General features: G+C 73.5%; 12 protein-coding genes. 5 read left to right on the top strand and 7 right to left on the bottom strand.

Annotated elements, in window-relative coordinates; all coding sequences use genetic code 11:
* Nucleotides 1-27: 27 nt before the first annotated feature.
* Entirely contained in the window at nucleotides 28-1,311 is a 1,284-nt protein-coding gene (locus ACI79Q_RS03865; protein ID WP_456614200.1) for a nicotinate phosphoribosyltransferase, read from the top strand.
* 17 nt (nucleotides 1,312-1,328) lie between these two features.
* Complete coding sequence (locus ACI79Q_RS03860; RefSeq protein WP_456596751.1) at nucleotides 1,329-1,904, top strand: isochorismatase family protein; 576 nt, start codon at nucleotides 1,329-1,331, stop codon at nucleotides 1,902-1,904.
* A gap of 6 nt (nucleotides 1,905-1,910) precedes the next feature.
* Here the strand turns inward: ACI79Q_RS03860 and ACI79Q_RS03855 are convergent, their stop codons facing one another.
* The 5 genes from ACI79Q_RS03855 to ACI79Q_RS03835 form a co-directional block, all read right to left on the bottom strand.
* Nucleotides 1,911-2,105 (bottom strand): hypothetical protein, encoded by a 195-nt coding sequence (locus ACI79Q_RS03855; RefSeq protein ID WP_456587470.1) that lies wholly within the window; start codon nucleotides 2,103-2,105, stop codon nucleotides 1,911-1,913.
* A gap of 163 nt (nucleotides 2,106-2,268) precedes the next feature.
* Nucleotides 2,269-3,534 carry a phosphoserine phosphatase SerB gene (gene serB, locus ACI79Q_RS03850; protein WP_456612749.1) on the bottom strand — a complete coding sequence of 422 codons (1,266 nt, stop codon included), beginning with the start codon at nucleotides 3,532-3,534 and terminating at the stop codon, nucleotides 2,269-2,271.
* Nucleotides 3,535-3,750: 216 nt separating this feature from the next.
* On the bottom strand, nucleotides 3,751-5,508 hold the full coding sequence (gene ctaD / locus ACI79Q_RS03845) for an aa3-type cytochrome oxidase subunit I (RefSeq protein ID WP_456587468.1): 1,758 nt from the start codon (nucleotides 5,506-5,508) through the stop codon (nucleotides 3,751-3,753).
* A 64-nt stretch (nucleotides 5,509-5,572) separates the two neighbouring features.
* Nucleotides 5,573-6,430, bottom strand: coding sequence for a putative RNA methyltransferase (locus ACI79Q_RS03840; protein WP_456614199.1), 858 nt, complete (start codon nucleotides 6,428-6,430; stop codon nucleotides 5,573-5,575).
* Entirely contained in the window at nucleotides 6,427-6,936 is a 510-nt protein-coding gene (locus ACI79Q_RS03835) for a metallophosphoesterase family protein (RefSeq protein ID WP_456612751.1), read from the bottom strand. The genes ACI79Q_RS03840 and ACI79Q_RS03835 overlap by 4 nt, the downstream gene beginning before the upstream one ends.
* Nucleotides 6,937-7,012: 76 nt before the next feature.
* Between ACI79Q_RS03835 and ACI79Q_RS03830 the strand changes: the two genes are divergently transcribed.
* Nucleotides 7,013-8,611 carry an MFS transporter gene (locus tag ACI79Q_RS03830; RefSeq protein WP_456596755.1) on the top strand — a complete coding sequence of 533 codons (1,599 nt, stop codon included), beginning with the start codon at nucleotides 7,013-7,015 and terminating at the stop codon, nucleotides 8,609-8,611.
* Nucleotides 8,612-8,684: 73 nt separating this feature from the next.
* On the opposite strand, the gene ACI79Q_RS03825 is transcribed toward ACI79Q_RS03830, so the two are convergent.
* Nucleotides 8,685-9,689 (bottom strand): cytochrome c oxidase assembly protein, encoded by a 1,005-nt coding sequence (locus ACI79Q_RS03825; protein ID WP_456587464.1) that lies wholly within the window; start codon nucleotides 9,687-9,689, stop codon nucleotides 8,685-8,687.
* 101 nt (nucleotides 9,690-9,790) lie between these two features.
* A complete protein-coding gene (locus tag ACI79Q_RS03820; RefSeq protein WP_456614198.1) occupies nucleotides 9,791-11,242 on the bottom strand; it encodes a M23 family metallopeptidase in 1,452 nt (483 codons plus the stop codon).
* A 277-nt stretch (nucleotides 11,243-11,519) separates the two neighbouring features.
* Here ACI79Q_RS03820 and ACI79Q_RS03815 point away from each other — a divergent pair, with 277 nt between their 5' ends.
* Nucleotides 11,520-12,701 (top strand): zinc-dependent alcohol dehydrogenase, encoded by a 1,182-nt coding sequence (locus tag ACI79Q_RS03815; RefSeq protein WP_456596758.1) that lies wholly within the window; start codon nucleotides 11,520-11,522, stop codon nucleotides 12,699-12,701.
* A 169-nt stretch (nucleotides 12,702-12,870) separates the two neighbouring features.
* Nucleotides 12,871-14,079, top strand: coding sequence for an MFS transporter (locus ACI79Q_RS03810; RefSeq protein WP_456596759.1), 1,209 nt, complete (start codon nucleotides 12,871-12,873; stop codon nucleotides 14,077-14,079).
* Nucleotides 14,080-14,101: the final 22 nt, after the last annotated feature.

Raw genomic sequence — 14,101 nt, 5'->3', positions numbered from 1 at the left:
ACCCGGCGCCGCCTACGCTGCGGAGCCATGCCGACGGCCCCCGCGCTGCTCACCGACCGCTACGAGCTGACGATGCTGGCCGCGGCGCTCGCCGACGGCACCGCCGAGCGGGACTGCGTGTTCGAGGTGTTCGCCCGCCGGCTGCCCCACGGCCGTCGCTACGGGGTGCTCGCGGGCACCGGCCGGCTGCTCGAGGCGCTGCCCGGTTTCCGGTTCGGCGACGAGGAGCTCGCGACCCTGCGTGCCCAGGGGCTGACCGACCAGCGGCTGCTGGACTGGCTGGCCGACTTCCGGTTCCGCGGGGACATCGACGGCTACGCGGAGGGCGAACTGTTCTTCCCCGGGTCGCCGGTGCTCACCGTGCGCGCACCCTTCGGCGAAGGCGTCCTGCTGGAGACCCTGGCGCTGTCCATCCTCAACCACGACTCGGCGATCGCCTCGGCGGCCGCCCGCATGGTGGCGGCGGCGTGCGAGCGACCCTGCATCGAGATGGGCTCGCGCCGTACCCACGAGCGAGCCGCGGTGGCCGCGGCGCGCGCGGCCCACCTGGTCGGCTTCGCGTCCAGCTCGAACCTGGAGGCCGGCCGGCGCTACGGCGTCCCCACGACCGGCACCAGCGCCCACGCGTTCACGCTGCTGCACGACGACGAGCGGGCGGCCTTCCGTGCCCAGGTGGAGACGCTGGGGGTGGGCACGACGCTGCTCGTCGACACCTACGACGTCGAGCAGGGCATCCGGACGGCGATCGAGGTGGCCGGCCCGGAGCTGGGCGCCATCCGGCTGGACTCCGGCGACCTGCCCACGCTCGCCACCCGCGCCCGCCAGCTGCTCGACGAGCTCGGCGCGACCCGCACCCGGGTGATCGTCACCAGCGATCTCGACGAGTACGCGATCGCGGGGCTGATGGCCGCACCCGTCGACGGCTACGGGGTCGGGACCTCGCTGGTGACCGGCTCGGGGGCGCCGACGGCCGGCATGGTTTACAAGCTCGTCGAGCGCGACGGCATCCCGGTCGCGAAGCGGTCGGAGGGCAAGAACTCGGTCGGCGGGCGCAAGCACGCCGTCCGGCGGCACGACGCCGACGGCACCGCGGTCGCCGAGGTGGTCAGCAGCACACCGGTCGGGCCGCGCGACGGCGACCGCGACCTCGTGGTCCCGCTGGTGCGTGGCGGCGCGCTCTGCGCCGACGTCTCCCCCGCCGAGGCGCTGCGGCTCGCCCGCGAGCACCACGCGCGCGTGCGGGAGGCGCTGCCCGCCGAGGCATGGGCGCTCTCACGCGGGGAACCGGTCCTGGAGACAGTTCCCGCTTGACCCGGGAGGAGCAGCCCATGACCCGCGCGCTGATCGTGGTCGACGTGCAGAACGACTTCTGCGAGGGCGGCAGCCTCGCGGTCGCCGGTGGCGCCGCCGTGGCGGCCGGCGTCACCGAGCACCTGCGGACGGCGGGCGCCGGGTACGCCCACGTCGTCGCCACCCGCGACCACCACATCGACCCCGGCGACCACTTCGCCGAGCACCCGGACTTCCTCGAGAGCTGGCCGCCGCACTGCGTGGTCGGCACCGACGGTGTCGAGCTGCACCCGGCGCTGGACCGCCAGCCGCTCGAAGCGGTCTTCGACAAGGGCGAGTACGCCGCCGCCTACTCCGGCTTCGAGGGCGCGGCCGACGGCGTCGGGATGGCCGACTGGCTCCGCGAGCGAGGGGTCGACGCCGTCGACGTCGTCGGCATCGCCACCGACCACTGCGTCCGCGCCACCGCGCTCGACGCCGTGGCGGCCGGGTTCGCCACCCGCGTGCTGCTGCCGCTCACCGCCGGCGTCTCCGAGGCGACGACCGACGCTGCGCTGGACCAGCTGCGCACGGCCGGCGTCGAGCTGGCCGGAGAGCTCGGACCCAGCGCGTGAGCGAGGTCAGGCGCCTTCACCGTCCGTGCTGACCGCGACCACCTCGTCGGGCGCGTAGACCTCCACGCCCACCCCGTCGCGCCGGACGTGCACCTGCCCCATCGCGTCCCGGGAGATGACCACAGTGCCGATCGGCTGATCCGGCGCGTCCTCCGGTTCCCGGATGCGCACCAGGGACCCGACGGGAAGCTGCTCGTCCACCGGGTCATGATGCCGGGCGCCTCGACGCTCGGCCGGGCTGACGCCCGCGTCGTCCCGCAGTACGGCGTCCTGGCTCGCCGTACCGCGTCCTGGCTCACCGTATGGGGTCCTGGCTCACGACCGACGCTGAGCCAGGACCCCTGACGATCAGGTCACCTGATCATCAAGGCGCCGCGTCGAGGACCTCGTCGCGGGTGAAGCCGAGCACCTGCAGCACCGCGTCGAGGTAGGGCTGGTTGAGCGCCGTGTGCGCCTGCTCGCGCACGAAGGGCTTCGCGTTGAAGGCGATGCCCAGGCCCGCGGTGTTGAGCATGTCCAGGTCGTTCGCGCCGTCGCCGACCGCGACCGTCTGGTCCAGCGGGATGCCGTACTCCTCGGCGAAGCGCATCAGGGCCCGGGCCTTCCCCGGCCGGTCGACGATGTCCCCGACCAGCCCACCGGTGAGGCGGCCGTCGCGGACCTCCAGGGTGTTGGCGGCGGCGAAGTCGAGCCCGAGGCTCTCCGCCAACGGGTCGGTGATCTGCGTGAACCCGCCGCTGACGATGCCGCAGCGGAAGCCGAGACGCTGGAGCGTGCGGATGAGGGTGCGCGCGCCGGGTGTGAGCACCAGGTGCTCGCGCACCTCGTCGAGCACCTCCTCGGGCAGGCCGGCCAGCACGGCGACCCGCGCCCGCAGCGACTCGGCGAAGTCCAGCTCGCCGTTCATGGCCGCGGCGGTGATGCGGGCGACCTCCGCCGCCCGCCCGGCGCGCGCCGCCAGCTCGTCGATCACCTCGCCGCGCACCAGGGTCGAGTCGACGTCCAGCACGATCAGCCGCTTGCTGCGCCGGGCGATCCCGACCTGCTCGACGGCGATGTCGGCACCTGTCGACGCCGCCACCGAGGCGAGCGCGGTGCGCAGCGCCGTGGCCTCCGCCCCGGAGACGGTGAGCTCGAAGCTGGTGACCGGGTGGTCGGAGAGCCGGCGGATCGCGTCGATGTTCCCGCCGATGCCCGCGACGGCCCGCGCGGCGCCGGCCACGGCCTCGGGTGGCACCGGCCGCCCGAGCACGATGACGTGGTGCGGGCGCCCCTGCACGAGGGGCGCGTCGGGCCCGCTGGCCGACTCCACCGCCACGTGCACGCCCACGGCGGTCTCGACCTCACCCGCCACCCGCCGGAGGTGGCCGAGCAGCTCCGCCTCGCCCACCGCCGGTCGCCGATCGCCGGCGAGGGCACCGACCACGACGCCGAGCACCAGGTGGCCGTGCACGACGACCTGCTCGACGTCGAGGACCTCCACCTCCGGGCGCCCGTCCCCGTCCGAGGCCAGTGCGGCGAAGAGGTGGGCGGTCACCCCCGGCCGGTCCGCCCCGGTGACCGTGAGCAGCGCCCGCGCCGCGGTGGGGTCGGGCTCGGGCAGCTGGCGGGGCGTCGGGTCGAGCGGCACGCGGTCATCGTGCCGCACGTCCGCCCGGGGACCGCCCGGACCCCTGACCCGCCGGTCGCCGCGATGCGGGGCGGCCCGCCGCCCGGGTCTTCCACCCGTGGACGACGGACGCCCCGCCGGCCAGTGGCCGGCGGGGCGTCCGTGACGTTCTGGAACGGCCACCCTTCAGGGACCCGCGCCGAGCCTGCGAGGCGCGGGGGGAAGGGTGGTCCTTCGTCAGGTCGGGTCGGGGTCCTTCGGGCCCTGGCGCGCACCGCCGGTACCACCCAGCTCGCTGACACCGGCGTAGGGCTCGTGCCGCTTGCCGACGTGGGCCTCGGCCTGCAGCCGCTCGACGAGGTGCGGGTAGTGGGCCTCGAACGCGGGCCGCTCCGAGCGGATCCGGGGGATCTCGACGAAGTTGTGCCGCGGCGGCGGGGAGGAGGTGGCCCACTCCAGGCTGTTGCCATGGCCCCACGGGTCGTCGCGCAGCGCGAGCTCGCCGTACTTCCAGGACTTGACCACGTTGTAGATGAACGGGAGCACCGAGGCGCCGAGGATGAAGGAGCCGATCGTCGAGACCGTGTTGAGCACGGTGAACGCGTCGGTCTCCAGGTAGTCCACGTACCGGCGCGGCATGCCCTCGTTGCCCAGCCAGTGCTGCACCAGGAACGTGGCGTGGAAGCCGATGAAGGTCAGCCAGAACTGCAGCTTGCCCAGCCGCTCGTCCATCATCCGGCCGCACATCTTCGGGAACCAGAAGTAGATGCCGGCGTAGGCCGCGAACACCACGGTGCCGAAGACCACGTAGTGGAAGTGGGCGACGACGAAGTAGCTGTCGTTGACGTGCCAGTCCAGCGGCGGGCTGGCCAGCAGCACACCGGTCAGACCACCGAGGAGGAAGGTGATCATGAAGCCGATCGAGAACAGCATCGGCGTCTCGAAGGTCATCTGACCCCGCCACATGGTGCCGATCCAGTTGAAGAACTTGATGCCGGTCGGCACGGCGATGAGGTAAGTCAGGAACGCGAAGAACGGCAGGAGCACCGCACCGGTCGCGTACATGTGGTGCGCCCACACCGCCAGCGACAGCGCGCCGATCGCGATGGTCGCGAAGACCATGCCCTTGTAGCCGAACAACGGCTTGCGGGCGAACACCGGGATGACCTCGGTGACGATGCCGAAGAACGGCAGCGCGATGATGTAGACCTCGGGGTGGCCGAAGAACCAGAACAGGTGCTGCCACAGCATCGGGCCACCGTTCTCGTCCGAGTAGATCAGCGCACCGAGGTTGCGGTCGGCCAGCATGCCCATGATCGCGGCGGTGAGGATCGGGAACGCCAGCAGGATGAGCAGGCTGGTGACCAGCGTGTTCCAGGTGAAGATCGGCATCCGGAACAGCGTCATGCCCGGGGCCCGCAGGCAGACGATCGTGGCGATGAAGTTGACGCCACCGAGGATCGTGCCCAGGCCGCTGACCGCCAGGCCGGCGAACCACATGTTCGCGCCCGCGCCCGGGGAGTTCACGACGTTCGACAGCGGTGCGTAGGCGTACCAGCCGAAGTCCGCCGCCCCACCGGGGGTGAGGAAGCCCCCCACCACGATCAGGCTGCCGAACAGGAACAGCCAGTAGGAGAAGGCGTTCATGCGCGGGAACGCGACGTCCGGCGCACCGATCTGCAGCGGCATGATCAGGTTCGCGAACGCGAAGAACAGCGGCGTCGCGAACATCAGCAGCATGATCGTGCCGTGCATCGTGACCAGCTGGTTGTACTGCTCGGGGGACAGGAACTGCAGCCCCGGCCGCCCCAGCTCACCACGCATCAGCAGCGCCATCAGGCCACCCAGCACGAAGAACGTGAACGAGGTGGCCATGTACATCAGGCCGATGGTCTTGTGGTCGGTGGTCCGCAGCAGGTTCGAGAGCCGCGAGCCCTTTTCGACCACGTGAGCCGGGCTGGGCCGGCTCACGATGGGCGCCGGTGCAATCGTCACGGCTGGCAGCTTAGACCGTGCGATACGGCGCCTCAGGTCGGGCGGGCAGGGCGCGCCGCGAGGATCATCCGGGCCGCCGGTAGGTGGCGACGTCGACCGAGATCGTGACCGGCACGGCGGCCGGCAAGCGCGCCAGCGAGGCCGCGAGAGCGGCGGCCGTGAGGTGCCGGGCGTGCGGCCCCATGCCCACCAGCGTCGCCACCGCGGGATGGTCCAGCACCAGGGTCTGGCGGTGGCGGTGCGCGTCCTCGCGCGCCAGGTGCGGCTCCAGCGTCGCGCTGAGCCGCTCGGCCTTTGCGGGGTCGACCCGGAGCAGGCCCAGCGGCCCGACGAGCTCGGCGAGGTGGTCGCGGCCGGGCGTCACCACGACCAGCCGCCCCTCCGCGCACAGCACCCGGGCGATCTCGGGCCCGTTGCGCGGGGCGAAGACGACCAGCACCCGGTCCACCGCCGCGTCGCGCACCGGCAGCCGGGCCCAGGTGTCCCCGACCACGGCGACCGCGCGCGGGTGGGCCTTCGCCGCCCGTCGGGCGGCGTAGCGCGAGGCGTCGAGCACCACGCCGGTGGCGTCCGGGAGGACGTCGAGCAACCGGGCCAGGTGGTGGCCGGTGCCGCCACCCAGGTCGAGCAGCCTCGCGGGCTCCCCCGGCCGGCGGACGGCCGCGGCCAGGGCCGCGGTCACGCCGTCGTAGTGGCCGGCGGAGAGGAAGGTCACCCGGTCGGCGACCATCTCGGCGGAGTCGCCGGTCGGCGGGCGGCGCCCCGGGGGCAGCAGCGTGAGGTGCCCCTGCCGCGCGCGGTCGACACGGTGTCCCTCGGCGCAGCGGAGCCCCGAGCCGTCCGGCTCCGCGGTGAACGGCGCGGCGCACACGGGGCAGGCGAGCAGGGCGACCGCGCGGGGGTCGAGCGGTGCGGCGCTCACCGCCGCGGGGGCACCGCGTGGAAGGTCACGTCCCGCAGCCGCCCGGCGTCGGCCACCGCGGTGACGAACGTCCCGTGCGGCTGGCGACGCCGGTCCGTGGGCGACCCCGGGTTCACCAGCCGCAGCCCGGTGGGCGCCGTGGTGTCCCAGGGGATGTGGCTGTGCCCGAACACCAGGACGTCGACGTCGGGGAAGCGCGCCGCGCACCGCGCCTCGCGCCCGGTGGCCTGCCCCGTCTCGTGCACGACGGCGAACCGGATGCCCTCGATCTCGGCGCGGGCGACCTCCGGCAGCCGCTCGCGCAGCGCCCCGTGGTCGTTGTTGCCGTGGACGGCGACCAAGCGGTGCGCCCGCCGTTCCAGCTCGTCGAGGAGGGCGACGTCCACCCAGTCACCGGCGTGCACCACCACGTCGGCGGAGTCGATCGCCGACCACAGGCCGAGAGGTAGCTCACGCGCGCGCTTGGGGACGTGCGTATCTGCGGTGAACACCAGCGAAACAGGCACGACGACATCGTTGCAGGCCGCTACCTTCTCTCCCGGCCGGCGATCCGGCCCGTTCCGCACGACCCGAGGACTTCCCGTGACCGAACCCCTGCCCTCCCCTGCCGCGACCGGCGCGACGACCTCCGCCGATGAGCCCTACGAGAAGCGGTGGCTGGCGCTCGGCGTCATCGCCATGACCGTCCTGCTGGTCATCCTCGACGCCACGATCGTCAACATCGCGCTGCCCGCGGTCACCGCCGACCTGGGCATCAGCGCGGCCAGCCAGCAGTGGATCGTGACCGCCTACACCCTGACCTTCGGCGGCTTCCTCCTGCTCGGCGGCCGCATCGCCGACTTCTGGGGCCGCAAGCGCACCTACCTGGTGGGCGCGGCGGGCTTCGCCGTCGCCTCGGCGCTCGGCGGCGTCGCGCAGAACGAGACGATGCTCTTCGGCGCCCGCGCCCTGCAGGGCGTCTTCGGCGCACTGCTGGCCCCGGCGTCCCTCGCGCTGCTCACCGTCCTGTTCACCGACCCGAAGGAGCGCGCCAAGGCCTTCGGCGTCTACGGCGCGATCGCCGGCGGCGGCTCGGCCATCGGCCTGCTGCTCGGCGGTGTCCTCACCGAGTACGCCGACTGGCGCTGGTGCTTCTGGGTGAACCTGCCGGTGGCGATCCTCGCCATCGTGCTGGCCATCCCGATCGTCCCGGAGAGCAAGGCTCCCGGCGACACCAGCTACGACATCCCCGGCGCCGTCCTGGTCACCCTCGGCCTGGCGTCGATCGTCTACGGCTTCACCCGCGTGGCCGAGGCCTCGCAGGCCTTCGCGGCCCAGGCTGCCGCCGCCAACGCCGAGGCTGCGGCGCAGGGCATCCCGACGCTGGTGACGCCGGAGAGCGGCTGGACCGACGGTCTCGCGTGGCTGTTCATCGCCGGCGGCCTGGTGCTGATCGCCCTGTTCGTCCTGCTGGAGCTGCGGACGCGCAACCCGCTGCTGCCGATGCGCATCGTGCTCGACCGCAACCGGGGCGGCGCCTACCTGACCTCGACGCTCGTGGGAGCCGGGCTGCTGGGGGCGTTCTTCTTCCTGAGCCTCTACTTCCAGCAGGTGCTCGGGTACGAGCCGGTCATGGCGGGCCTGGCGTCGCTGCCGACCACCCTCGGCGTCTTCATCTCGGCGGGGCTGGCCAGCGTGCTGGTCCCCCGGGTGGGGCCGAAGCCGCTCATGGTCCTCGGTGGCGTGCTCGCCGCAGGCGGTCTCGCCACCCTGTCCTTCGTCGGTCTGGACACCGGGTTCTGGCAGCTGCCGTTCCCCGGCCAGCTGCTGCTCGGGCTCGGCCTGGGCTTCACGTTCGTGCCGCTGTCGAACCTGGCGCTGGTGGGCGCCGGCGTCCACGACGCCGGGGCGGCCAGCGCGATGCTGAACGCCACGCAGCAGGTGGGCGCCTCCATCGGCACCGCCGTGCTCGCCTCGCTGTCCGTGGCCGCCATCAGCACCTACACCGCCGACGTGCTCGCCTCGGGTGCGGACCCGCGAGACCCGTCGGTGGGCCTCTCGGCGCAGGTGGAGGGCTACACCACGGCCTTCGCGTGGGCCGCCGGGCTGCTGCTGCTGGGCGCCGTCGTCTCGGCGTTGCTCATCAAGGCGACCAAGGAGGACCTGCCGGCCGAGGGCGATGCCGTCGTCCACGTCGGCTGAGAAGGAACTCGTCCCGGCCCCTCGCAGCGGCCCGCGCCCCTCCGGGCGCGGGCCGCTGCGCGCCGGGGACCGGTCAGGCCCGGTGCTCGGCGAGCGCCTTGAGCCGGGCGTTGTACGCCGCGAGCTCCGCGTCGCCGTCACGGTCGGCCGCGCGGTCGAGCGTGCGGGCCCGGCGGTCGTCCGAGCGGGCCCAGGAGAAGAAGACGACGGCGAGCACCAGGACGGTGGGCAGCTCCCCGAAGGCCCAGACGATGCCGCCGGCCACCGCCTGGTCGGTGAGCGGGTCCACGCCCCACCCCGCCGGCGGGTCGGCGAACGTGTCGACGACGAGCGAGCCGGCCATCATGATCGCCACGCCGAAGAAGGCGTGGAACGGCACGGGCAGGAACAGCTCGAGCATCCGCCCCGGGTGGCTGAGCGTCCGCGGCCACGGGTCCTGCGCGACGATCGGGCCGAAGAAGAGCAGCCCCGTGACGACGAAGTGGGCGAGCATGAACTGGTGGCCCACCGGGCTCGACATCAGCCAGTCGAACAGCGGGGTGAAGTAGACGCCGTAGAGGCTGGCGATGAACAGCGGCACGCTGAACAGCGGGTGGGCCACGACGCGGGCGAACCGGCTGTGCAGCGCCTCCAGGAGCAGTGCCCGCGGGGCGCCGGCCGGCCCGCGGCCGCGCGGGAGGGTGCGCAGCGCCAGCGTCACGGGGGCGGCGAGCAGCAGGAGCAGCGGCGTGATGAGCGACAGCACCATGTGCTGGGTCATGTGGACGCTGAAGATCACCATGCTGTAGCCGTTGAGCCAGGTGCCGGTGACGGCGAACAGCGACGCGGTGCCGGCGATCCAGGCGAGGGTCCGCCACCACGGCCAGCTGACCCCGGACCGGCGCAGGCGGACGACAGCGGCCAGGTAGACGACCAGCCCGATGACGCTGAGCACCGGGAGCACCGACCAGGCGTCCAGGTGCGGGAGGAACATCCGCCCCCAGGTCGGCGGGTCCTCCGGGACCCACATGCCCGAGTGGTGCCCGTGCTCCACCGCGATCTCCTCCTGCCGGCCGGTCGTGCGACCCCACTGTCCCACCGCGCGCCGCGCTCCCCCGAGGGGAGCACGGAGATCCTCCCCACGCGACGACGCCCCCCGCCGGGAGTTCCGGCAGGGGGCGTCGTCGGGAGTGACGCGGGTCAGATCTGGACGCCGCGCTCCCGGAGCCAGGGCAGCGGGTCGATCGGCTCGCCGCCGATGCCGCCGACGTGCACCTCGAAGTGCAGGTGCGGGCCGGTGGACTGACCGCGGTTGCCGAGCAGCGCGATGGTGTCGCCGGCGCGGACCACCTGGCCGGGGGTCACCAGGATCTCGTCCATGTGGCCGTAGACGGTGACGTCACCGTTGCCGTGCTGGATGTACACCACCAGCCCGTAGCCGCCGGCCGGGCCGGCCTCGAGCACGACGCCGTCCATCACGGCGTACTCGGGCGTGCGCATGGGTGCGGCCAGGTCGATGCCCGCGTGCAGCGTGCCCCAGCGCGCGCCGAACCCGCTGGTCAACCGGCCACCCTCGACCGGGAGCACCGCCGCGGGGCGGGCGGCCTCGGCGGCGGCGCGGTCGGCCTCCTCCTGGGCGATCCGGTCGGCCTCCGCCTGGGCGTTCGCGGCGGCGGTGCGCTCGGTCTCGCGGGCGCTGCGGCTGGCGACCACCTCGCGCAGCCGGGAGGTGTCGTCCTCGTCGACGCGCGGCGCCGCGGCGGAACCGTCGATGCCCAGCTGCTCGGCCACGCTCACCGACTGGCTGACCGTCTCCGTCGCGACCTCCGTCGGGCCGGCGACCGAGGCGCCACTGAGGCCGAGGGCGCCGACGAGGACCGCGGCGAGGTAGAGCGCCGGGCGGCGCCGCACCGCGGGCGGGCGGCGGTCCAGCCAGCGACGCCCGCCGGTGGCGACGGCCGCGAGGACCTCGGCCGCGTCGGCACCCGGGGTGCCGACGACCCGGACGACCGGCTCCGCGGGCACCGGTGCCAGGGCGGACCGCTCCGGCTGCGCCGGGGCGTCCTTCACGACGACGACGGCGTCGGGTGCGACCACCGGGGCGTCGGTGAGCGCGGCGACGTCGGTGACCGGCGCCAGTGCCGCGAGGTCGACGGCGGACCGCTTGTAGGGGGTCGGGCGGCGCCGCACCGGCGTCTCGGCGGCCGCCGTCGCGGCGATCGCCTGCACGCCCTGGGCCTCCGCCGTGGTGGACCCGTCCGCGACCAGCGTCGAGGCCCGGTCGACCGTTCCCGCCTGCGGCCCGGACGCACCCGGGGCCGGGGTCTCCGGGCCGCGCGCCTTCGCGGTCTTGCGGGCGGCGGCAGCAGCGCGCGCCGCCGTGGTCGCCTTCCGGGTCGCCGCTGCGGCGGTGGCCGCGGTTGCGCCGGCGACCTTGACGGTGGCGGCTCTGGCCCGCCGGCGGGCGGTGGGATCGGTCGTCCAGCCGGCCCCCGCCTTGCGCGCCTTCCCCTGGCGCTGCGGCGGAACCGTGGACGCGGCCTTCTCCTCGATCGTCCCGCTGGTGGAGCGGGCCGGGGCGAGCGTGGCGTCGACCGTTCCGGCCGGCACCGCACCCCCCTCGGGGAGGCGGTCGTGGTGGAGCGAACTCATGCACCTGACTTCCGTCGGCGGACATTGCACAGCGACTCCCGGGGAGAGGAGCGGGGCCCATGTAAACACGGCGTGATGGGTTCGTGATCTGACGACCGGGGTACTGACCTGCAGTTCTGTGAACCGGATCACCGCGATGCGGCGCGCATTCTCGTCGTTGCGTGAGGGCGTCTTTACGGAACGTAAGGGGCGCGCCGTGGATGGTTGAGAGTGGCGCGATCCGGCTCACGTACGGGCAGGAGCCCGTTTTCCGCAGCCCGATCGAGGGAGAAGTCGTATGCGCGCAGTGACCTGGCACGGCCGAGGAGACGTCCGGGTGGAGACCGTCCCCGACCCCACGATCCAGGAGCAGACCGACGTCATCGTCGAGATCACCTCCAGCGGTATCTGCGGGTCCGATCTGCACCTCATCGAGGTCATGGCGCCGTTCATGTCGGTGGGTGACGTGATGGGCCACGAGCCCATGGGGGTCGTCCGCGAGGTCGGACGCGAGGTGACCGCGGTGAAGCCCGGCGACCGCGTCGTGGTGCCGTTCAACATCTCGTGCGGCACCTGCTGGATGTGCTCCGAAGGCCTCCACTCCCAGTGCGAGACCACGCAGAACCGCGAGCAGGGCATGGGTGCCTCCCTGTTCGGCTACACCAAGCTCTACGGGCAGGTCCCCGGCGGGCAGGCCGAGTACCTGCGGGTGCCCTTCGGCAACACGCTGCCGATCAAGGTGCCCGATGCCCCGCTGGACGACCGGTTCGTCTACCTCTCCGACGTCCTGCCCACCGCCTGGCAGGCCGTGCAGTACGCCGGCATCCCACAGGGCGGCAGCGTGCTGGTGCTGGGCCTCGGCCCGATCGGCGACATGGCCACGCGCATCGCCAAGCACCTCGGCGCGGGACAGGTCATCGCCTCCGACGTCGTGCCCGAGCGCCTGGCCCGGGCCCGGCGCAACGGCATCACCGTCATCGACTCCACGGAGCAGGCCGAGGTCGTCGCCCGCGTCCGCGACCTGACCGACGGCCGCGGACCGGACTCGGTGATCGACGCCGTCGGCATGGAGGCGCACGGCTCGCCGCTGGCGACGATGGCGCAGAAGGCCAGCGCCCTGGTCCCCGACGCGATCATGGAGAAGGTCATGACCGTGGCCGGCATCGACCGGCTGGCGGCCCTGAACACCGCGATCGAGGCGGTCCGCCGTGGCGGCACCATCTCGCTGTCGGGTGTCTACGGCGGCGCCACCGACCCGCTCCCGCTCATGCGCATGTTCGACAAGCAGATCCAGCTGCGCATGGGGCAGGCCAACGTGTGGCGCTGGGTGCCCGACATCCTGCCGCTGCTCCTGGAGGGCGACCCGCTGGGCGTGGACGAGTTCGCCACCCACCGGGTGCCGCTCGAGCAGGCGCCGGAGGCCTACGCGAACTTCCGGCAGAAGAAGGACGGCGCCGTGAAGGTGCTGCTCCAGCCCTGACCGCAGTCGGGCGGGCGCACTCGCGCCCGCCCGCTGTGAGCAGTCCCACCGCCCCGGTCCGGCATCAACCTCAGCGGTCCCGCGCTGCACCACGCAAGCACCCCGCTGATCGGCAGCCCGGGATCACCCGGCCCGCCGGCTCCCCACCGTGTCCCCCGGAGTTCTTCGCGTGCCTCGTGGACTGCTCGCCCTCGCCATCGGCGCCTTCGGCATCGGCACCACCGAGTTCGTCGTGATGGGCATGCTGCCCGAGATCGCCGCCGGCCTCGACGTCTCGGTGTCCGCGGTCGGCCTGCTCATCTCGGCCTACGCGATCGGCGTCGTCGTCGGCGCACCGACGCTCACCGCGCTCGGGCTGCGGTTCACCCCGCGGCAGACCCTCGTCGCGCTGATGGTCGTGTTCGTGGTCGGCAACACCCTGTCCGCGGTGGCACCGAGCTACGGACTGCTCGTCGCCGCCCGGGTGTTCACCGCGCTGGCGCACGGCTCCTTCTTCGGGGTCGGGGCGGTCGCCGCCCGCCGGCTGGTCCCGCCCGACCGCGCCACCCGGGCCATCTCGCTGATGATCACCGGCCTCACGCTGGCCAACGTGGTCGGCGTCCCCCTGGGCACGTTCGTCGCCCAGCACGCCGGCTGGCGGATCGTCCTGGCGGCGATCGCGCTGATCGGCGTCGCGACGATCGCCGGCCTGCTGGCGTGGATGCCCGCCGACGCCGGCGAGCCCACCGATCTGCGCGCGGAGCTGCACGCGTTCCGGCGTCGACAGGTCTGGCTCGTCCTCGCGCTCACCATGATCGGCTTCTCGGCGCTGTTCGCCGTCTACAGCTACGTCAGCCCGATCCTCACCGAGCTCGGCGGCATCCCGACGCAGTGGGTGACGCCGGTTCTCGCGCTCTTCGGCGTCGGGACGACGGTCGGCACGCTCGCCGGCGGACGGCTGGGCGACCGCTACGGCTTCTCCTTCGTCGCGGTCGGGCTGGTGGCGATGGCCGGCATCCTGGTCGCGTTCTCCTTCCTCGCCCGGTCCACCGTGGCCGCCGTCGCGCTGCTGGTGCTGTTCGGGACCCTGTCCTTCGCACTGGGGCCGGTCGTCCAGAACGCCGTCATCGACGCCGCGCAGGTGCCCGGTGGCAGCCTGGTGTCGGCGGCCAACCAGGGCGCGTTCAACATCGCCAATGCGATCGGCGCCGCCCTCGGCGCGCTCGTCATCGCGCAGGGGCTCGGGCTCACCGCGCCGATGTGGGTGGGGGCAGGGCTGGCCCTGGTCGGCGCGGGGATCGCGCTGGCCATCCGCGCCGACGCCCGGCGCCACCCGGCCACGGTGCTCCCCGCGACGCCCGTCGGCGCGGAGGCCGCCGAACCGGCCGTCGCGACGTGAGCGGCGCACATACCCCCGCCGC

Source organism: Blastococcus sp. SYSU DS0828, assembly GCF_054050975.1.
The sequence above is the reverse complement of the archived record's forward strand: the minus strand, read 5'-3'. Positions and strand labels throughout refer to the sequence as shown.

What these genes read in the sequence shown, in the direction of transcription:
- ACI79Q_RS03820 (WP_456614198.1), bottom strand. Translation starts at nt 11,242, where the DNA reads ATGAGTTCGCTCCACCACGACCGCCTCCCCGAGGGGGGTGCGGTGCCG.
- ACI79Q_RS03865 (WP_456614200.1), top strand. Translation starts at nt 28, where the DNA reads ATGCCGACGGCCCCCGCGCTGCTCACCGACCGCTACGAGCTGACGATG.
- ACI79Q_RS03815 (WP_456596758.1), top strand. Translation starts at nt 11,520, where the DNA reads ATGCGCGCAGTGACCTGGCACGGCCGAGGAGACGTCCGGGTGGAGACC.
- ACI79Q_RS03860 (WP_456596751.1), top strand. Translation starts at nt 1,329, where the DNA reads ATGACCCGCGCGCTGATCGTGGTCGACGTGCAGAACGACTTCTGCGAG.